Annotated in this window: 20 protein-coding genes and 1 tRNA gene; 11 read left to right on the forward strand and 10 right to left on the reverse strand. The window is 48.9% G+C overall.

Translation table 11 applies throughout. The features are described 5' to 3' along the window. The first annotated feature begins 115 nt into the window (after positions 1-115). From ACES2C_RS02570 to ACES2C_RS02580, 3 genes are read left to right on the forward strand one after another with little or no spacing between them, the layout of a single operon-like run. Positions 116-484 carry a hypothetical protein gene (locus tag ACES2C_RS02570; protein ID WP_374165458.1) on the forward strand — a complete coding sequence of 123 codons (369 nt, stop codon included), beginning with the start codon at positions 116-118 and terminating at the stop codon, positions 482-484. Next, positions 481-987, forward strand: coding sequence for a hypothetical protein (locus tag ACES2C_RS02575; RefSeq protein ID WP_374165459.1), 507 nt, complete (start codon positions 481-483; stop codon positions 985-987). The genes ACES2C_RS02570 and ACES2C_RS02575 overlap by 4 nt, the downstream gene beginning before the upstream one ends. 32 nt (positions 988-1,019) lie before the next feature. Beyond that, on the forward strand, positions 1,020-2,348 hold the full coding sequence (locus tag ACES2C_RS02580) for a transposase (RefSeq protein ID WP_374165460.1): 1,329 nt from the start codon (positions 1,020-1,022) through the stop codon (positions 2,346-2,348). 109 nt (positions 2,349-2,457) lie between these two features. On the opposite strand, the gene ACES2C_RS02585 is transcribed toward ACES2C_RS02580, so the two are convergent. Beyond that, positions 2,458-2,531 (reverse strand) — tRNA-Asn (locus tag ACES2C_RS02585). Between the two features lie 129 nt (positions 2,532-2,660). Between ACES2C_RS02585 and ACES2C_RS02590 the strand changes: the two genes are divergently transcribed. After that, a complete protein-coding gene (locus ACES2C_RS02590) occupies positions 2,661-3,578 on the forward strand; it encodes a PfkB family carbohydrate kinase (RefSeq protein WP_374165461.1) in 918 nt (305 codons plus the stop codon). Between the two features lie 136 nt (positions 3,579-3,714). On the opposite strand, the gene ACES2C_RS02595 is transcribed toward ACES2C_RS02590, so the two are convergent. From ACES2C_RS02595 to ACES2C_RS02605, 3 genes are read right to left on the reverse strand one after another with little or no spacing between them, the layout of a single operon-like run. Continuing rightward, positions 3,715-3,990, reverse strand: a complete 276-nt coding sequence (locus ACES2C_RS02595; RefSeq protein WP_374165462.1) for a cytochrome b5 domain-containing protein — start codon at positions 3,988-3,990, stop codon at positions 3,715-3,717. Next, positions 3,950-4,639: a lycopene cyclase domain-containing protein gene (locus ACES2C_RS02600; RefSeq protein WP_374165463.1), complete on the reverse strand. Its 690-nt coding sequence runs from the start codon at positions 4,637-4,639 to the stop codon at positions 3,950-3,952. Before ACES2C_RS02600 ends, ACES2C_RS02595 begins: the two co-directional genes overlap by 41 nt. Beyond that, the gene (locus tag ACES2C_RS02605) at positions 4,632-5,351 is read right to left on the reverse strand and encodes a hypothetical protein (protein WP_374165464.1); all 720 of its coding nucleotides are present in this window, start codon (positions 5,349-5,351) and stop codon (positions 4,632-4,634) included. The genes ACES2C_RS02600 and ACES2C_RS02605 overlap by 8 nt, the downstream gene beginning before the upstream one ends. Before the next feature lie 188 nt (positions 5,352-5,539). Here ACES2C_RS02605 and ACES2C_RS02610 point away from each other — a divergent pair, with 188 nt between their 5' ends. Further along, positions 5,540-6,991 (forward strand): phytoene desaturase family protein, encoded by a 1,452-nt coding sequence (locus tag ACES2C_RS02610; protein ID WP_374166895.1) that lies wholly within the window; start codon positions 5,540-5,542, stop codon positions 6,989-6,991. Positions 6,992-7,019: 28 nt separating this feature from the next. Here the strand turns inward: ACES2C_RS02610 and ACES2C_RS02615 are convergent, their stop codons facing one another. Continuing rightward, on the reverse strand, positions 7,020-8,696 hold the full coding sequence (locus tag ACES2C_RS02615; protein WP_374165465.1) for an FAD-dependent oxidoreductase: 1,677 nt from the start codon (positions 8,694-8,696) through the stop codon (positions 7,020-7,022). Positions 8,697-8,866: 170 nt separating this feature from the next. On the opposite strand from ACES2C_RS02615, the gene ACES2C_RS02620 reads away from it, so the two are divergent. The 5 genes from ACES2C_RS02620 to ACES2C_RS02640 all read left to right on the forward strand — a co-directional run bounded on the left by ACES2C_RS02620 (position 8,867) and on the right by ACES2C_RS02640 (position 13,051). Then, positions 8,867-9,541, forward strand: coding sequence for a Crp/Fnr family transcriptional regulator (locus ACES2C_RS02620; RefSeq protein WP_374165466.1), 675 nt, complete (start codon positions 8,867-8,869; stop codon positions 9,539-9,541). A 53-nt stretch (positions 9,542-9,594) separates the two neighbouring features. Further along, positions 9,595-10,158 carry a YeeE/YedE family protein gene (locus ACES2C_RS02625; protein ID WP_374165467.1) on the forward strand — a complete coding sequence of 188 codons (564 nt, stop codon included), beginning with the start codon at positions 9,595-9,597 and terminating at the stop codon, positions 10,156-10,158. 1 nt (position 10,159) lies between these two features. Next, complete coding sequence (locus ACES2C_RS02630) at positions 10,160-10,573, forward strand: DUF6691 family protein (protein ID WP_374165468.1); 414 nt, start codon at positions 10,160-10,162, stop codon at positions 10,571-10,573. Between the two features lie 76 nt (positions 10,574-10,649). Then, positions 10,650-11,729 carry a mechanosensitive ion channel family protein gene (locus tag ACES2C_RS02635; RefSeq protein WP_374165469.1) on the forward strand — a complete coding sequence of 360 codons (1,080 nt, stop codon included), beginning with the start codon at positions 10,650-10,652 and terminating at the stop codon, positions 11,727-11,729. A 77-nt stretch (positions 11,730-11,806) separates the two neighbouring features. Next, positions 11,807-13,051 carry an ABC transporter permease gene (locus ACES2C_RS02640; RefSeq protein ID WP_374165470.1) on the forward strand — a complete coding sequence of 415 codons (1,245 nt, stop codon included), beginning with the start codon at positions 11,807-11,809 and terminating at the stop codon, positions 13,049-13,051. Between the two features lie 49 nt (positions 13,052-13,100). Here the strand turns inward: ACES2C_RS02640 and rfbB are convergent, their stop codons facing one another. Genes rfbB through ACES2C_RS02660 form a run of 4 tightly spaced genes read right to left on the reverse strand, consistent with a single transcriptional unit; the run spans position 13,101 to position 17,533 of the window. Next, a complete protein-coding gene (rfbB, locus tag ACES2C_RS02645; protein WP_374165471.1) occupies positions 13,101-14,150 on the reverse strand; it encodes a dTDP-glucose 4,6-dehydratase in 1,050 nt (349 codons plus the stop codon). A gap of 53 nt (positions 14,151-14,203) precedes the next feature. Further along, positions 14,204-15,229: a UDP-glucose 4-epimerase GalE gene (galE, locus tag ACES2C_RS02650; RefSeq protein WP_374165472.1), complete on the reverse strand. Its 1,026-nt coding sequence runs from the start codon at positions 15,227-15,229 to the stop codon at positions 14,204-14,206. Between the two features lies 1 nt (position 15,230). Continuing rightward, on the reverse strand, positions 15,231-16,220 hold the full coding sequence (locus ACES2C_RS02655) for a UDP-glucuronic acid decarboxylase family protein (protein ID WP_374165473.1): 990 nt from the start codon (positions 16,218-16,220) through the stop codon (positions 15,231-15,233). After that, positions 16,220-17,533, reverse strand: coding sequence for a UDP-glucose/GDP-mannose dehydrogenase family protein (locus ACES2C_RS02660; RefSeq protein ID WP_374165474.1), 1,314 nt, complete (start codon positions 17,531-17,533; stop codon positions 16,220-16,222). The genes ACES2C_RS02655 and ACES2C_RS02660 overlap by 1 nt, the downstream gene beginning before the upstream one ends. A 265-nt stretch (positions 17,534-17,798) precedes the next feature. On the opposite strand from ACES2C_RS02660, the gene ACES2C_RS02665 reads away from it, so the two are divergent. Next, on the forward strand, positions 17,799-19,043 hold the full coding sequence (locus ACES2C_RS02665; RefSeq protein ID WP_374165475.1) for a 3-deoxy-D-manno-octulosonic acid transferase: 1,245 nt from the start codon (positions 17,799-17,801) through the stop codon (positions 19,041-19,043). On the opposite strand, the gene ACES2C_RS02670 is transcribed toward ACES2C_RS02665, so the two are convergent. Beyond that, entirely contained in the window at positions 19,012-20,037 is a 1,026-nt protein-coding gene (locus tag ACES2C_RS02670; RefSeq protein WP_374165476.1) for an FAD:protein FMN transferase, read from the reverse strand. The two genes, ACES2C_RS02665 and ACES2C_RS02670, sit on opposite strands and share 32 nt — an antisense overlap.

The raw sequence follows: 20,037 nt of genomic DNA on the forward strand, positions 1-20,037 counted from the left end.
TTATACTGAATTAACCAGGCGGACAGGCCTTTACGACCTTATTATCTGATTGAGCTGATCCCGAAGTTTCTGTTGTTCGATAATGGCCTCCTGCTTTAAACTTAACGAGTTCATTATGGCAATTATTGACAAAAACGGCGGCATTCATGGAAGTGCCGGATCGGTGGTGTACCGCACCTACCGGGGAAGGAACGTCCTTCAGAGCAAACCAAAAAGAAAGAAACAGACTCCTGCCAGCATTCGCAGTGCCTGCGAGTTCGGGCTGGCCAGCTCCTCCGCCCGCATCATCCGGCAGGCATTTCACCCCTTACACCGCGACCTGCACGACGGGGCTATGGTCAACCGCCTCACGTCGGCGGTATCCAGGAGCATCCGGGGCAGCTCCAAAGAGCGCGGGGAGCGCGACCTGCACGATGGCGACCTGTCCTTCCTGGAGGGCTTCAGCTTCAATGCCGCCAGCGGCCTGTTCCCTCCCTGCAGGTGAAACCCCGGGTTTCGCTTACCGAACAGGGCCAGGTGAAGGTCTCACTTCCCTCCCTGGGGGTGGACAGCGAGCTGCTCGACCGGTTCTATGAAGCGGGCCGCTTCCGCATCCGCTTTGTGCTGGTGGCCTTCAACTTCCGGGAGGAGTTCTATGAGTATGTCGACGTGAAAGATGTGGTGCTCAGCCGGCTCAGTCCCCTTCCGGCACAGGAGCTGCTGTTTGAGGGCGAGTGGCCTCAGGGCTGCCTGCTGTTGCTGGCGGCTTCACTCGAGTACCTGAGCTATAACCGGCTCGACAAGACCTACGGCAGCCTCAACAGCAAGGAGTTCTCACCCTGCGAGATCATTGCAGCCATACCGGCACGGGATGAGGCCGGGCAGGGTTACGGCAGGCAGCGCTACGAGAAGCTGCGCGAGGCGGGGCCTCAGGTCCTCTTGTCGTTCTTCAGTGATTATCCAGGCCGGAAGATGGAACAGGGACAAAAGTTGTGGAGAGAAGAGTAAAAGTAAGATATTAGCGTGCAGAAATTAGATAGATGCACGAGTCGTTTAAAGCCCTACTTCCCTTGATTATCCCTGAAGGGGTATCCGATTATTTCCAATTGACAGATCACAAAAAAGACACTACCGGGATTCATATTTACCTGGAAGAGATCAACTCCATTCCGGTAGAATATAAGACCAACAAGTTACTCTCCAAAGGCTTCTTTGATGAAGTGATTCTGCAGGACTTTCCCATACGGGGACAGGAAGTGTATTTGCATGTTAAGCGACGTAGATGGTGGAATCTGGACACAGGTAAGGTCGTTCACCGAGATTGGAATGTTGTAGCAATAGGAACGCGGATCACCAGTGATTTCGCGGCTTTTTTAAAAGCAATCAGTCGATACCAGCCACATAGTCTGCAGACGATCGCCTCCTTTTACGGGATCAAAGGCAAGAAGCTGCAGCGCTATTATCGCGATCAACTCAGTGAATACAAGAATTGGGAGCACCGTACCGATGCCCGTAAAGGCTTGATCTTCCCACAGAACATCGGTCCTTATCTCTCTATAGATGAGACCAGTCTTTCCCAGGGTGAGCTCTATACGGTGGTCACCAATAAAGAAGCTAGAGGCAAAAAGGGCACTCTGGTTGCTATTATGGAAGGTACCCGTTCGGAGAACATCATTCCACTGCTTCAAAAGATCCCCCAAAGACTTCGTAATAAGGTCAGAGAGATCACCTTGGATCTGGCTGGTAACATGAGTTTGATCGCTAAAAAGTGCTTTCCTTTCGCCTCTCAGGTCATTGATCGCTTTCATGTGCAGCAGTTAGCCACAGAAGCGCTACAGGAAATACGGATCAAATACCGCTGGGAAGCCATTGATGCAGAGAATCAGGCTCTGGAAGAAGCCAAAGCAACTAAAACAAACTATTCACCTGAAATACTATCCAATGGCGATACCTTGAAGCAGTTACTGGCCAGAAGCCGCTATCTGCTCTACAAGGACCAACAAAACTGGAGTGCTGAACAGGCAGAGCGGGCTTCCTTGCTCTTTGAACGATATCCTTCCCTGGAAAAAGCTTATCAGCTAACCCGGGGCTTATCCTGGATATTCAGCAACACCAAAGATAAGCTCTACGCCTTTGCAAGACTGGCCCGGTGGAACGAGAAGGTGGAGCAATCCGGCTTTAAATCTTTTAATACCATTGCCAGAACCATCAATCTCCACCACAACAATATCTTGAACTACTTTGATAACCGAAGTACAAACGCTTCAGCCGAATCTTTCAATGCCAAAATTAAGGCTTTCAGAGCTCAGTACCGAGGGGTAGGAAATGTTAATTTTTTCCTCTTCAGACTCATGAAATTATTTGCTTAGTCCACAGATTTTGGTCCAGATCCTTTTTTGAATCCTGCCCGTGCGGCCTGGCCCGGTATCGGGGTAATAAAAAAAAGCCGCTAAGATCTCTCTTGCGGCTTTCTCTGGGCTCCTGAGGCTGGGCTCGAACCAGCGACCCTCTGATTAACAGTCAGATGCTCTAACCGGCTGAGCTACTCAGGAATCTTTTTACCCGGTTATTTTGCTTTACTGCCCGCTTTTAGCTAAACAGCACTGCTGTGTTTTGGGACTGCAATATTCGGGATTTAAATTTATTTATGCAATATTTGCCTAAAGTTTTTTTTAAAATTTATGAGCTTAGTAATTACCGGTACTGTAGCCTTCGACGCTATAGAAACCCCGTTTGGGAAAACAGATAAAATTGTGGGCGGTGCGGCTACTTATGCAGGACTGGCAGCATCCTACTTTTACGACAAGGTTAAAATAGTGAGCGTGGTGGGTGACGACTTCGGGCAGGACAATATCGCAATACTTCGAAACCACGGAATAGATACAGAAGGCTTACAGGTAAAACAGGGAGAGAAGTCTTTCTTCTGGGCTGGGAAGTACCATACGGACATGAACAGCCGCGACACATTGGCGACAGAGCTGAACGTGCTCGCCGATTTTGACCCTCAGATCCCCGAATCTTACCAGGACTGCGAATTCCTTCTTCTTGGAAACCTGACACCCCAGATCCAACAGACTACCATTAAGCGTCTGCGTGAAAGGCCGAAGCTGGTTGTGCTTGACACGATGAACTTCTGGATGGACGTAGCCCTGCCGGACCTTCTGGAAACACTGAAGATGGTCGATGTTCTGACTATCAACGACGCGGAGGCGAGACAGCTTTCAGGTGAATATTCACTTGTAAAAGCAGCCAGAAAAATCCTTCAAATGGGCCCCCGCTATCTGATCATTAAGAAAGGTGAACATGGCGCCCTTCTGTTCGACCAGGAACAGATCTTCTCGGCACCCGCTCTTCCCCTTGCGGAAGTTTTCGATCCTACCGGGGCTGGAGATACTTTTGCAGGCGGATTCATCGGGTATTTATCTAAGGTCGGCACCATCAACTTTAACAACATGAAGAATGCAATTATTTATGGCTCCGCTCTCGCATCTTTTTGTGTTGAAAAGTTTGGCACAGAAGGCCTCATTGACCTCAGCAATGATAAGATCGCGGAAAGAGTTAAGGAATTTGTCAAGCTAAGCAGCTTTATAATTGAATAAGCCTGGTTGCAGGAAGGCAGCTGACAAACAAAGCCGGCTGCCTTTCTCCAGCAATGTTATTTTATTCCGATCTATTCAGCTCTGACCTGTTCTGCTATTAAAAACCACTCATAAACCTTGCAGCCCGCGGGTCTCTTTACTTCTTCAGTCTTCCTACGACGGCGAAGCGCGCAAATACTTTTTCTGAATGCGGCGCGTCCATCAGCTCTTCACTAAGATCCTGGCCTGCCCAGTGTTCGTAATGCTTTCCATTCCGCCAGAGGCGACTCTCCGATACATCATATATGATCCCGTTACAGGCCACCCAGATCTCTGGTTTATCCTGTCCGTTGCGCAGGCCGAGTTGTGAGCGGGTATACTCTTTCTCTTCCCTATGCACGTACAGCTCCCTTCTTCTGTCTGAAATATTCAAAGAAAGCGATGTTGAAATACAGCATCACAAAGGAATAGAAATGATCTTCAAAGGGAACTGTCCCGACTCTTAACCCCACATTCTGCGCATCGTTGTATATCACGACAGGCAGCGCCGTGAGAACGCCGTTGACGATGTAAAAGGGCAGCAGGGAAACGATGTAAGCGAGCAGGAATCGTCCGATGTAAGCCGGCCGCTTCCACCCTATGTAGATACTGGTGACCAGCAAAAGAGAGAAGGTGATCAGCGTATACACACGGTCGTAATAGGCCACTAACAGCCCCAGCGACAGAAGAGCGAGCATTGCCACTATTGGCGTCGATACGTTCTTCAGCAAATCCCGCTTCACATAATAATTCAGACATGCATAGATAAATATACAGGCAAAAGGGACTGTGATAAAGAACAGGATCTCCTCGAGAGGCAGGTTCAGAAAATACACGCCTATAACATAGTCGGGATTGAACGACCAGACGTCGTAAATGGTAAACAGATAATCCCACACGAGGAAAGAGACTCCTGTCAGAAGCAGTCCCGGAAAAATATACTTCCAGCTTTTATAAAATTGGACCCGCTTGTCGAACGATAACACGACGGGAAAAAAGACAGTCAGGAAATTGATCAGGAGATACGTATAATGGCTATTCATTTTTGCCCCCTCCGTTGAGAGCAGCGAGCTCGCGTGCGTTGTACCGTCCGCTTTTTTTCAAAAAATCGACAATATTTTTCAGCAAGACCGGATCGTCTATTCCTGCCCGGTTCGATTCAATCAGTCCCAGCATCTTCTTTCCGTCCTCGTCCAGATGCTTGCTCATGCCCAGAAAAGATGGCAGGTAGTATTCAATACTGAACCTCAGAAAGCGAATTTCCAGATTATCAGGACTGCGGCGAACGGCGTCCTCAATATACTGCAGTCCACTCTTCAGATAGTCAAGCTTCCGGTAAGGGTTCCAGGCATGCTTTGCCATCACCGCTTTTGCAGAGCCATAATAGGCAATGAACAAAGGATCTGAAGATTTGATGGACGACAGTTGTTTGTGAAGGGCCTCTGCAGACTTCTTATCATTGACCGCTGCATAAAACTCGCGCCTCACTCGCTGCAGATCGAAAGCCGACGAAACGAGAGGAAGCAGGAACATAGCCGTTAAGAAAATAAGGAGAATCTGTGGTTTTATGTTCATGAGCAAGCAAGAGTAATAAAGATACGCAAAATACAAACTTAACGCCTCAAGTGTTTTCGCAAACCGTGTAGCGTCATTGCTGAAAGAACTCGCCACTTCTCCGGCGGCATGATGGCGCGAACGCTTAAGCACTCGCCGTACTATCGGAAGAGGTGCCAGTCGTGCTATTCCCGACAACATGACTGCCTTTTATCTCCTGATGAGTCGCCGGGTGAGTCCTTTCCCCTTTTTATCGACTCGACTATCGACGCCTTTATGCGTGAAAACATACGCGGGCTGTTACGAGATCACAAATAAAAAAATACTTTTATAGCCGGTAGTTAATTACTGTTGCACTTCCTTCTGATGAAAAAAAACGCATTGCTGTTATCGGTTCCGGGTTTGCAGGCCTTTCTGCTGCCTCTATGCTTGCAAAAGCAGGCCATGAAGTTACCATTTTCGAAAAGAATGATCAGCCGGGCGGGCGGGCACGGATATGGGAAAAGGATGGATTCCGCTTCGATATGGGACCGAGCTGGTACTGGATGCCCGATGTGTTTGAAAACTTTTACAGGCAGTTCAACCGCACCGCGTCCGACTTCTACCAGCTGGAACGACTGGATCCCTCCTACAGGATCTATTGGGGCAAGGACGAGTTCAATGACGTTCCCGGCGATATGCAGGCGCTTAAATCGATGTTTGAGGAGATGGAAGAGGGATCGGCGGCAGGACTGGACGAGTTCCTTAGCCAGGCGGCCTATAAATACGAAACAGGCATGGGGGATTTTGTATTCCGCCCCTCCCACTCTATCGCCGAGTACGCAGATATCAAGCTTCTGGCAGCGAGCTTTAAGTTGCAGATGTACACCAGCATGCGTAATCACATCAGCAAGTTCTTCAGAAACCCCAGGCTGGTGAAGCTGCTCGAGTTTCCTGTTTTGTTCCTGGGCGGCACCGCGAAAACTACTCCCGCACTTTATAGCCTGATGAACTATGCTGATCTGGCATTAGGAACATGGTACCCTAAAGGAGGCATGAATGAGATTGTAAAAGCGATGACGAGCATAGCTAAAGAGCAGGGTGCTGTCTTCCGGCTGAATACAGAAGTGCAGCAAATAGTGGTAAGAGAGGGCAGAGCAACAGGACTGGAGACGACACAGGGCAGGTTCGAGTGCGACTTCGTTATTTCTAATGCCGATTATGAACACACGGATCAAACGCTTCTGGACGTGCCTTACAGGAATTATTCGCCTGCGTATTGGAATAAACGAACGTTATCACCTTCGTCCCTTCTTTTCTACATAGGCGTAAACCGAAAAGTGGAAGGCATCCGGCATCATAATTTATTTTTCGATGAGGATTTTGAGCGGCATTCTGAAGAAATATATTCGAATCCCCGCTGGCCCGAAAAGCCGCTGTTCTATCTATGCTGTCCATCGAAAACAGATCCAACAGTAGCGCCTGCCGGCCATGAGAACCTGTTCTTTCTCATCCCTATTGCTCCGGGACTGGAAGACAGGCAGGAAACCCGCGACAACTACTTCGAACTGCTCATGAACAGACTTCAGTCCGTTACCGGAGAAAACATACGCGATGCTATTGTCCTAAAGAGAGACTATGCCATCAATGACTTTGTGAGCGATTACCACTCATTCAAGGGCAATGCCTACGGACTTGCCAACACACTCATGCAGACGGCCTTCCTGAAGCCTAAGCTAAGGTCAAAGAAGGTTCAAAACCTCTTATTCACCGGACAACTGACTATTCCGGGGCCAGGGGTGCCACCTGCCATTATATCGGGACAGGTAGCAGCCAAAGAGGCTCTTAAATACATGAGCTGAGCAAAGAGGAGCGACCTATTGGGACACATTAGTGCTCCTGCAGCTCAGCGCAGAAGCCCTCGGCCTGGCATATCTTCCAGGAGGTGTATCCACCCGACAGGTTGTAGGTTTCCTTGAAGCCGTTCTGCATCAGGATACGCTGTGCCAGGTACCCTCTCAGTCCGATCTGACAGTACACGTAGATCGGCTTCCCGACAGGAAGCTCCGCCAGTCGGCTGCGCAGCTCGTCAACCGGAATATTTACTGCCTGCGGCATGTGCCCCTGCTCAAACTCGCCGTTGCTTCGCACGTCAAGCAGGAACGCGCCTTCCGGAAGCTCAGGAAGCTCTCTGGTATAAAAAGGCTTCATCTTTCCGACCAGAATGTTCTCGGCTACAAAGCCAGCAATGTTCACCGGATCCTTTGCGGAAGAGAAGGGAGGAGCGTAGGCATGCTCAAACTCCATGAGGTCATAGATCGTCCCTTTGTTTTTGATAACGAGAGCCAATACGTCGAGGCGCTTGTCAGTCCCTTCATAGCCCGCTACCTGTGCACTCAACAGCTTTCCTGTGCCGGGAGCAAATGCGATCTGAATGGTCATGGATTTTGCACCAGGGTAATATCCGGCATGGGAGCCGCTGTGAGTTGTTGATACGAGATGGATGATACCCTCCCTTTCAAGGTGCTTCGTTGCGGGGCCTGCTATCCCTACCGTCATGTCGAAAACCTTCACAATGGCGGTATTGATGGCACCTTTATACTCTTCTACATTGCCAAACACCAAGTTTGATGCACAAATGCGCCCCTGTTTGTTAGCTGGCCCTGCCAGGTAGGTTATCGTGGCTTTTCCGGTAATGGGGTTGATAAACTCTATTGCATCTCCTACGGCGTATATATTCTGGTCAGAGGTCTGAAGATACTCATTAACAAGTATCCCTCCTCCATCTCCGAGTGCCAGTCCCGCTGATGCGGCAAGTCGCACATCAGGCTTCACCCCTACCGACAGGATGACGAGATCTGTTTCAATTGCCTCTGCTCCTGCCAGATGCACCACCAGACCTCCTTCTCCCCGTTCAAAGGAACTGACCGAAGTGCTGAGGAATAAACGGACGCCTTTCTCCCGGATATGTGCCTGCGCAATAGCGGCAACAGCCGGGTCAAGAGGCGCCAGGATCTGAGATTCGCGTTCAATAACCGTTACCTCAAGTCCTAAACCTTCCAGGTTTTCTGCCATCTCCAGTCCAATAAATCCAGCACCTACTACTACTGCGCGCCTGGCTTTATTCCGGCCGAGGAATGCTTTAATGAGATCGGTATCTCCAACATTGCGAAGGGTGAATATCCGTTCATCCTGAATGCCAGGCAGTGGGGGCCTTACAGGGGCAGCGCCAGGAGCCAGAACAAGCTTGTCATATGTTTCAGCGTATTCCTCCCCGCTTTGCAGGTTCCGCGCATAGACCTTCTTATTTTCTTTATCTATTCTGACGACTTCCGTGTTTACTCTAACGTCAGCGTTAAACCGGCTCTTGAACGATGTCGCGGTCTGCACCAGCAGCTTGTTACGCTCTTTGATGACATCTCCTATGTAATAGGGCAGTCCGCAGTTGGCGTAAGAAATATAGTCGCTTTTCTCGAACATGATGATTTCCGACTTTTCGTCGAGCCTTCTCAGTCTGGCAGCGGTGCTTGCACCTCCGGCAACACCTCCAACAATCAAGTATTTCATCAGTATAATCTATTTTTTATGCAATGAAACGGTCCTGTGCAGCAAGTTTCTTCCATTTCCGTTTTGTGAAGCGCACATGGTAATTTCATACGGATCAATAATATGATCCAAAGAAAAGAAGTATATCCGGCCTAAAATGTAACTTTAATCACATTCAGTTTTTTTATTTTATGACGCAGGAACATCGAAAAGACGCAGACTTGAAAGACAGTGCCCATTACGTGAATAATCTCTTCGCCCTGTTTGAGCCGGCATTGAGGGAACAGCTCATACAATATGGCAGCCTGCGCTCCTTCGGCAGCGGCGAGATCCTGATGGAAACAGGGCAGTACTTCCGCTCTACGATCCTTTTGCTGGAAGGCAGGGTAAAAGTGTACCGGGAGGGCCCGGACGGCGGCGAATTCTTTATCTATTATCTGGAGCCCGGAAATGCATGTGCGCTGTCGCTGATCTGCGCAACCAGGCAGCAGACGAGCCAGATTATGGCGAAAGCAGTAGAATCCTCTCTGGCATTAACACTCCCCATTCAACTGATGGATGACCTGATGCGTAACTATAAATCCTGGTACTATTTTGTACTCGAGTCTTACCGAACCCGCATGGAAGAGCTGCTATCAGTAATAGACAGCATCGCTTTTAAGAGTATGGACGAACGGCTGGAGGCCTACATAGAGAAACAATGTAAAAATCTGGCAAGCAATCAGCTCCGCATTACCCATCAGGAGATCGCAACCGATTTAAGCACTTCCAGGGAAGTTATTTCCCGGCTCCTGAAAAAAATGGAACAGGACGAGAAGGTAGTTTTGCAGCGGAACTATATCGAATACCTGTCTTCCTTCCGGTGACAATAGTCACACACATTAACCCGCACAATTGAAATCTTTGCAGTGAAATTACTATGAGCACTTTACTTCAACTTATTTCGCAGCCCTGGCCCTGGTTTGTCTCGGGAGCCGTCATCGCTCTTATTATGGGAGCGCTGCTTTTTTCAGGCAGGACATTTGGCTTTTCTTCCAATTTAAGGACCATATGCGCACTTTGCGGCGCCGGAAAGGTGTCAGACTTCTTCTCATTCAACTGGAGAGACCAGTTATGGAACCTGCTGTTCCTTATTGGTGCGATCCTGGGAGGCTTTATTTCGTCTGTCTGGCTTCGGTCGCCGGAACCGATCGCTCTTTCCCCCGCAACAGTAAACGACCTCCATCAGCTTGGCATTCAGTTCGATGGAGAGCTCCAACCCGCTCAGTTGTTTGCCCTTGATGCGTTGACCGTACCCAAAGCACTTCTCTTGCTGGCAGGGGGTCTCCTTGTAGGTTTCGGAACCCGTTACGCCGGAGGGTGCACATCAGGCCATGCCATAAGCGGCTTGTCTGCTCTTCAGCTTCCTTCACTGATCGCCGTGATCGGCTTCTTTATCGGGGGGCTGCTAATGACCCATCTTATTTTTCCACTGATTTTTTGATATGAAAGGTATTCGCTTTGTTTTACTTGGCATTGTATTCGGGGTGGTCATGACGAAATCAGAAGCAATCTCCTGGTACCGGATTCAGGAAATGTTCAGATTCCAGTCGTTCCATATGTATGGCGTTATCGGGGTAGCCGTATTGTGCGGGATCCTGATCGTCCAAACGATAAAAAAGTTTAAGCTGAAGGATATACACGGAGCACCCATTCTTATTCCCGATAAGAGAAAAGGCTGGAAGAATTACCTTCTTGGCGGAACTATTTTTGGGTTGGGCTGGGCTTTAACAGGGGCATGCCCAGGCCCCATATTCGTAAACCTGGGATATGGATTTCTTTCCTTCCTTATTGTTATCGCCGGAGCCCTGCTGGGGACCTTCTTCTACGGGGTTTTGAGAAGCAAACTACCTCAGTAAGGCTGCTGCCGTTACTTGAACCAATCAAAAAGGACACTACGTTGTTCATTCGGTAGACTTTTAAAGCTATTGAATTATGACGAGAAACTGGTTTGCCTTTTTTGAACATCTCCCGGATCTTCTCTGGAACGCTTTACTCTTGCTAGCAGCTATCGCAGCGGGCTTGCTGATCCGCTTCATTGTGCGCAAGTTCCTGTTGTTCAATTACCAGCGAAGTAACTTCTATCTTTTTAACGAGATCAGCAAGCACCTTCATGGGCCTTCAGGGTATTTTCTCCCCCTGGTCATGATCAACATCCTGATGCCTTACCTGAGGCTGGACAAACTGGAACTTCATAATTTCGACAGGCTGATAGAGATCAGTCTTACTATTTCGTTTGCGGCCATGCTCATTAACACCATCCGCATCTTTGAGGCAGTAGTGTATCATGTTTACGACATCCACAGGGATAATAACCTTAAAGCAAGAAGGATCAGAACGCAGCTCCAGTACATCAGGCAGCTGGTAGTAGCCCTTATCGTCATCCTGACGATAGCGGCCATCCTGCTGAGCTTTGAAAACCTGAGAAAGCTGGGCACCGGGTTACTTGGAGGGGTGGCGATAGGGGCTACGATTGTAGGATTTGCCGCGCAACAGTCGCTGGGTAACCTGCTTGCCGGTTTCCAGATCGCCTTCACCCAACCTCTGCGTATTGATGACGTTCTGGTTGTAGAGGGAGAATGGGGACGCGTTGAGGAGATCACGCTCACCTACGTTGTCCTCCAAATATGGGACCAGCGCCGGTTGATACTTCCCATCAGTTATTTCATCAACAACCCTTTTCAGAACTGGACAAGAAAGTCGTCTGACATTCTGGGAACCGTGTTTCTATATATGGATTACAGCGTTCCTGTGGACGAAATACGAGCCGAGCTGACACGGCTCCTCTCCGGTACTTCCCTGTGGGACGGCCGTGTTAACACCCTTCAGGTGACAGATGCAAAAGACAGAACAATTGAATTGAGAGCTTTGATGAGCGCGAAAAACTCTGGGGACGCCTTTGATCTGAGATGCTACGTGAGAGAAAATCTTATTAAGTATATTGAAAAGAACTACCCGGGAAGCTTACCCAGAATGCGCGCCGACGTTTTACCCTCTAAGCTGCAAATGCAATAGTTTATGGTACCACGAACGTTGCTGTAACATTTTCTGGCCGCTCTGCTCTAAATCAGCAGGAATTACTACTTTTAGGCATGGCCATCAGCAAGAGCTATAAAGAAAATGTCAGGGTTGCTCTGCAATCTGTCAAAAGCAACAAACTACGGACCTTCCTTACCGCTGCGATCATAGCGATCGGATTAACGGCCCTGGTAGGCATTTTGACGTCGATAGACGCCATGAAAAGCTCGCTCAACAATACCTTTTCCAGAATGGGCGCGAACTCGTTCACGATCCGTAACCGGGGTCTTGGTATCAGAGTGGGAGGAGAAGGACAACGCGCAAAGCATTATGTCTCCATTACCTTCAGGCAAGCGATCGCTTTTAAGAGACAATTCACTTTCCCGGCCACGGTATCGGTGAACGCCTTCGCCTCCAGGAACGCCACTGTGAAATATGGGAGCAAGAAAACCAATCCGAACATCGCTGTGTTAGGCGGAGACGAAAACTATATCGCGACAGGGGGCTTTGAACTTGCAGGAGGCCGGAATTTCTCAATGAACGAAGTGGACTATGGCACCAACGTGGTGATCATTGGAAATGAGATCAAGACGAGTCTGTTTCCAAATACCGACCCAATTGACAAGTCGCTCCTGATAGGCGGTACAAAGTTTCGCATCATCGGGCTGTTTAAGGAAAAGGGAGCCGGTGCAGGGTTTGGCGGAGACAAGATGTGTGTGATCCCTTTGGTGAAGGCCAGGCAGCTGATGTCGGCCGATGAGCCTTCATACACGATTACGGTGATGGCTGCAACGCCTGAACAAAACGAAGCTGCTATTGGTGAAGCAACATCTCTTTTCAGAAATATAAGAGGTTTAAAGGCCGGCATGGGCGACAACTTCGAGATCACGAAGAGTGATGCCATTGTTCAGACCTTGCTGGAGAATATCAAATGGGTTACAATTGCCGCGATTGTAATTGCACTGGTTACACTGATCGGAGCCTCCATTGGCTTAATGAACATCATGTTAGTCTCGGTAACAGAACGCACCAAAGAAATTGGTATCAGAAAAGCAATAGGCGGTACTCCAGCCATTATCAGGCAACAGTTTCTTCTGGAGGCGATCGTGATCTGCCTGATCGGGGGACTTGTAGGAATAATTCTGGGGATTATGATTGGGAACCTTGTAGCGATGTTTCTCAAAGCAAGTTTCATCATCCCCTGGGCCTGGATGACTTTAGGCATTATTATTTGTATCTCGGTGGGTATTATTTCTGGAATTTATCCTGCATCCAAAGCTTCGCGACTTGATCCGGTAGAAGCGCTTCGATATGAATAAGCAGCATAGCACGCGGCATTGATTACGCGCTATGCTGCCTGTTTCTCCGTTAAAGCTTGTATTGCTGACTATAATATTCCTGATACTTCCCGGAGGTAACGTTATTGAGCCACTCCTCATTGGCCAGGTACCAGTCTACCGTTTTCTCAAGGCCTTCCTCAAACTGCAGACTGGGAGACCAGCCTAATTCGCGCTGAAGTTTGGTAGAATCTATTGCGTAGCGGAGATCATGGCCTGCACGGTCTGTTACGAACGTGATGAGCTTTTCTGAAGTGCCTTCGGCCCGGCCAAGCTTACGATCCATGATCCGGCAAAGCAAGCGGATGAGATCAATGTTCTTCCACTCGTTATGCCCTCCTATGTTATAGGTATCACCAGCCCTGGCCTTGTGAAATACTACGTCAATGGCACGAGCGTGATCCTCCACCCAAAGCCAGTCGCGCACGTTCTCTCCTTTTCCGTAGACAGGCACCGCCTTGCTGTTCTTAATATTATTGATGGCAAGGGGGATCAGCTTCTCGGGAAAATGATAAGAGCCGTAATTATTCGAGCAATTGGAGATGACGGTATTTAAGCCGTATGTATCATGGTAGGCCCTTACAAAGTGGTCGGAGCTGGCCTTCGACGCGGAGTAGGGGCTGTGGGGATCGTAGGGCGTTTCTTCGGTAAACAGACCATCCTCACCCAGCGTTCCGTAAACCTCATCAGTGGACACATGGTAAAAACGGCATTCCTCATAACGGCCTTTCCAGAATTTGCGGGCAGAGTTGAGGAGGTTCACCGTCCCTACTACATTGGTAAGCACGAACTCGATCGGGTTTGTTATTGAACGGTCTACGTGTGATTCTGCTGCCAGGTGGATCACTGCATCAAACTGTTCCGTTTCAAACAGTTCATCAATAAACTGCTGGTCAACGATATCACCCTTTACGAACCGGTAGTTCGGCTTGTCTTCGAGGTCCTTTAAGTTAGCCAGGTTACCGGCATAAGTTAGTTTATCGAGGTTGACAATATTATAATCAGGATAGGTATTAACGAAGCGTCTTACGACGTGCGATCCGATAAAACCGGCTCCTCCGGTAATTAAAAACTTCTTCATGTATTGTATATGCTAATGTCCCGAACGTGCTGATCATTCGGGACATTCCTTTATTACAGGGGATTTTCGTTAATATACTTCTCCCAGGCCCATGCAGACCTCATCATATCTTCAAGACCCAGCCCGGCCTTCCAGTTAAGTTCCTTCTCTGCTTTTGAAACGTCTCCCCACACCTGTTCAACATCTCCGGCGCGGCGCTCCCCAATCTTATAGTCCAATTTCACTCCCGTGCTCTTTTCAAAGGCATTGATCACTTCCAGCACCGAACTTCCCTTTCCGGTTCCTATGTTAAAAATCTCGTAATTAGAAGCCATCTTTCCTGATTCCTGTCGCTTCAAAGCTGCAATATGAGCTTTCGCAAGGTCCACCACATGAATATAATCGCGCACGCAACTACCATCGGGCGTGTTGTAGTCGCTTCCATATACCGTGATTGCTCCACGTTTGCCAATGGCACTCTGGGTAATAAAAGGAACTAGGTTCTGTGGCACGCCAATAGGCAACTCGCCAATGAGAGCTGACTCATGCGCTCCTACCGGATTAAAGTACCGCAGTGAAATGACGTGGTAGTTGGCATTTACAGCAGCGCTCTCTGAAAGAATTTCTTCTGCTATCTGCTTCGTGTTTCCGTATGGAGACTCTGCCTTTTTTACTGGTGCTTCTTCGGTTACGGGCAATTTATCGGGCTGACCGTAAACGGTGCAGGATGACGAAAAGACAAAATTGACGTCTCTTCCTGTAAAAGCGGAAAGCAGATTGATTAGCGAAAAGAAATTATTGCGGTAGTACTTCAGAGGATATTGCACAGACTCGCCCACGGCCTTGTGCGCGGCAAAGTGAATGACACCAGAAATATCGGGGTTATTGCTGATCAGTTCTTTTACCTTCGCCTCTTCACAGAGGTCAATCTGATGGAAGTCGGGTTTAATCCCTGTTATTTTAGTGATCTGTTCAAGTATTCCAATACTTGAGTTATCCAGGTTGTCAACAATTACCACGTCGTAGCCTGCTTTCTGAAGCTCGACAACTGTGTGTGATCCGATATAGCCGGTTCCTCCGGTTACTAAAATCTTGCTCATATTATTTGTTATAGCTGGTAAAATCTTTGTGTTCAATTTTCTCAATCACATCCTTTGGAAGAGATTTGAAGTATTCGTAAGTGATCTTCAACCCTTCTGCCCTTGATACCTTGGGTTCCCATCCCAGGATCTCCCTGGCCTTGGTAATATCCGGTCTTCTTTGTTTGGGATCGTCGACGGGCAGCGGCTTCGTGATCAGCTTTTGTTTGGTGCCGGTCAGCCTGATGATCTCCTCCCCGAACTCCCGGATGGTGATCTCATCAGGATTCCCGATATTCACCGGGTAAGCATAGTCAGAGAACAGCAGCCGGTAGATCCCCTCGATCAGGTCATCCACATAGCAGAAGGAGCGGGTCTGACTTCCATCGCCGAACACCGTCAGGTCTTCTCCCCGGATAGCCTGTCCAATGAAGGCTGGCAGTACCCGCCCGTCGTTCAGTCGCATTCTGGGACCGTAGGTATTAAAGATCCTCACAATACGGGTCTCCAGTCCGTGGAAGGTATGGTAGGCCATGGTCATGGCTTCCTGGAAGCGCTTGGCCTCATCGTATACTCCTCTTGGTCCTACCGGGTTCACATTCCCCCAGTATTCTTCGGGCTGAGGGTTCACATTGGGATCTCCGTATACCTCCGAAGTAGAGGCAATCAGGATCCTCGCTCCCTTGTCTTTTGCCAGTCCCAGCAGGTTGTGGATTCCCAATGAACCCACTTTCAGCGTCTGGATCGGAATCTTCAGGTAATCAATCGGACTGGCCGGCGATGCAAAGTGAAGAATATAATCCAGCTTGCCTGATACATGCACAAACTTCGATACATCGTGATTGTAAAACTCGAAGTTCTCCAGCGGAAACAGGTGCTCGATGTTACGAAGGTCGCCTGTGATCAGGTTATCCATCGCGATGACATGGAAATCTTCCTTGATGAACCGGTCACACAGATGTGACCCCAGGAACCCGGCGGCTCCTGTTATCAGAATTCGTTTTCTGGACATTATGCTCCTATTGTTTGTCTTCCTATACTGTTATAATAGAATCCGCATTCAACCATCCGGTGCAGGTCATACAGGTTCCTTCCATCAAAGATGACCCGCGCCTTCAGGGCAGCTTCCATCTTGTTAAAGTCGGGCGTGCGGAACAACGACCATTCCGTTACAATGATCAGGGCATCGGCCCCTTCCAATGCACTGTAGGGATCTGTTGCATAGCTGATGGCATCTCCCTTCACCTTTTTCACGTTCTCCATCGCTTCCGGATCATACGCTACCACTTCTGCTCCGTCTTTCAGCAACTCGTCAATGATGTACAGGGCCGGAGCTTCCCGGATGTCATCGGTCTCGGGCTTAAAGGCAAGTCCCCATAAGGCAAACTTCTTCCCTTTCAGGTCGCCCTTGTAGTACTTGCGCATCTTCTCTACGATCACTGTCTTCTGCTTTTCATTCACCGCCATGACTGACTCCAGAATGCTGAAGTTATAATCTGCTTCTGCCGCTGATTTAGCCAACGCCTGTACGTCTTTAGGGAAACAGCTGCCTCCATAGCCTACCCCCGGGAACAGAAAGCGCTTGCCGATACGTGCATCAGCGCCTATTCCTTTCCTCACCATGTCTACATCTGCTCCTACCCGCTCACATAGGTTCGCTACTTCGTTCATGAAGGTTATCTTGGTAGCCAGGAAGGAGTTGGCTGCATATTTAGTCAGCTCAGATGAACGCTCATCCATAAAGATGATCGGGTTCCCTGAGCGTACATAAGGTGCGTAAAGCTCTTCCATCAGCTTGCGTGCCCGCTCGCTTTGGGTTCCTACTACCACCCGGTCGGGCTTCATGAAGTCTTCCACGGCTACCCCTTCCCGCAGGAACTCGGGGTTGGATACTACATCCACTTCCACATCCGTATGCTCTTTAAACACGGCTTTCACCTTGTCTGCTGTGCCAACTGGTACTGTTGATTTGGTTACCACCACCTTATAACCGGTGATGAGCTTTGCTATATCTTTGGCGGCTCCCAATACATAGCTCAGATCAGCCGACCCGTCTCCTCCCGGAGGCGTGGGAAGGGCCAGAAAGATAATCTTTGCATCCTTGATGGCTGCTCCCAGGTCGGATGTGAAATCAAGCCGGCGCTGGGCAATGTTCCGGTAGAACAGGATCTCAAGACCCGGCTCATAGATCGGCATTTCGCCCCGGTTCATCTTTTCGACCTTCTCCTGATTAATATCCACACAGGTTACCTCATTCCCTGTTTCTGATAGGCATGTTCCGGTTACCAAACCTACATAGCCTGTACCTACTACGGCAATTTTCATTTGAGTATTTTCTTTTTAATTGTAACGAAGCGATCAAGGTCTGCAGGCTTTTTTTCTATCAGGTATCAGCCAGGATCACACCATAGACGTCTGGCATTGAGAGCAGATATAAACGACTATGCTCTATACGCAGGGCCCTTATTGGTTTCTGCCCAGGTGCTCCCTGAACAACCACGCCACCTACACTCCGGATCTTTATTTTTTTGGATGTACTTTTTGAAATATTTACAAGTAACTTCGGCAATCCAAAAATAATAGCAATTATATGGTATTTCTGTATAACTTGGGTATTAAACTTTACAACGTGCTCCTGCACGTCGCTCAATTCTTCAACCCCAAGGCCCGCCAATGGGTAGCAGGAAGAAAGGATATTTTCGAGATCATAAAAGCTAAAGTTGACCCGTCCAGGCAGCATATCTGGTTTCACTTCGCCTCCCTTGGAGAATTTGAGCAAGGCAGGCCTGTACTGGAGCACCTTAAAAAGCAATACCCGTCTGAAGGGATCATCATTACGTTCTTTTCCCCTTCGGGCTACGAGCTTCGAAAAAACTATGCACTTGCAGATCATGTCTTTTATCTGCCGATCGATACTGCTTCTAACGCCGAACGTTTTATTGAATTAACAAATCCGAAGCTTGCAGTCTTTACGAAATACGAATACTGGTTCCATTATTTCAAGACACTGCAGCGCAACAGCATTCCACTGCTCGTCATATCGGCTATTTTCCGAAAAGATCAGCCGTTCTTTAAATGGTATGGAAGCTTTAACAGAACAACACTCCGTTTTGTTACCCACTTTTTTGTGCAGGACGCATCAAGCATAGAGCTGCTGAACAGTATAGGCTTGAAAAACGCTACTATAAGCGGCGACACCCGCTTCGACCGGGTGGCTGAGAATGCCGCCGCACCTAAACAATTTGCTCAGGTAGAATCTTTCTGTTCAGGGTCACCCGTCTTTATTGCCGGAAGTACCTGGCCAGAGGATGAGAAACTGATCGCGGGCGTGGTAAAGTCCTATCCTGACTGGAAGTTTGTCATTGCTCCGCATGAAATAAAAGACGAAAAAATAAAAGCACTGGAAGCGATGCTTCCGCAGCAAAGCTCCGTCAGATACTCTAAAGTCACTTCCGTTGCTGTTCCTAACACACGTGTTCTTATTATTGACAATATAGGAATGCTCTCCGCCTTGTACCAGTATGGCCATATCGCCTTCATTGGCGGCGGCTTTGGCGTAGGTATACACAACACCCTGGAGGCGGCAGCGTTTGGTATCCCCGTCATCTTTGGACCCAACTACCACAAGTTCCTTGAAGCCAAAGCTCTGATTAAAAACGGAGGCGGATATTCAATCAGCAACGCAACGGAATTGGAGCAGACTTTGCTTCGACTGCAGGACGATGCGGTGCGCAAGGCGGCGGGTAAAGCTGCCGGCGATTTCGTAAAAAACAATAAAGGTGCTACAGGAGTAATTCTCGGCTTTATTGCGGGTCTGAAGCTGGGACTTGCCTGATCATCTTATAAAATCCGGCCGAGGCTGTGTCGGCTACAGTGCCGTCGCTCTTCCGGTAAATGAGGTACAATTCCATATCATGGCGTTTCCGTGCGAATGCCAGCGCCTCAGTTAGTCCCAGTGCCATCATGGCGTTATCCAGGCCATCCGCGGTAATCGCATCCTTTGCCCAAACAGTCGCGCTTATCAGTTCGTTCTCAATAGGGAAACCCGTCCTGGCGTCAATCAGGTGCGAAATGCGATGTTTCCCCTGCTGATAATACTTCCGGTAGTTTCCGGAGGTGGTGATGGCTCCCTCTCTTAATTCCACAATTTTCTGCAAGGGCTCAGCATTCCAGTCGTCAGCAGGGCCCTCTATTCCAATCGTCAGGGGCTTCCCTTCTGGTTGCTTTTGCCCCTTTACTCTTACTTCGCCTCCTATCTCAACGAGGTAATTAACGATCCCCTTTGCCTCCAGGTAGTGGCACAGAACGTCGACGCTATATCCCTGCGCAATGCCGTTTACATCAATAGTGAGACAGGGCATCTTCTTGACCAGGCTGTCGCCTTTCAGCGTCAGGCCTGAAGATCCGGTACAGTGCATCAGTTCTCTCACACGTGAAGAATCAGGCAACGCATCTGCGTTCTTAACACCGAAACCCCAGGCCTGCACCAGCGGCTGTATCGTGATGTCAAATATCCCCGAGGTCTCCTTCGTGATCTGAAGAGAACGCACCACTACAGCCCGGAGATGCTCATCTACCCTGACTCCCCTCGGGGCATTGTTGAAGCGGGAGATCAGGGAGTATGATTTATAAATGGAAAGGGAACTGTCGAGAGAGGCCAGGAGGCCTTCAAGCTCCTTCGAAGTGACCATACTATCCGGGGAATAATAAGTGACATGGTAAGTCGTCCCCTGCGCATAGCCCGACAACGCTACCCTCTTCAAGGAAGGAGGGTGCAAGGCCGTCAGCAAACTGCCAAGGCCAATCAGCGCCAATGCCAATACCTTCAT

The sequence above is a fragment of the Arcticibacter sp. MXS-1 genome, from assembly GCF_041902385.1.
In the GTDB taxonomy this organism is placed as follows: Bacteria; Bacteroidota; Bacteroidia; order Sphingobacteriales; family Sphingobacteriaceae; genus Arcticibacter.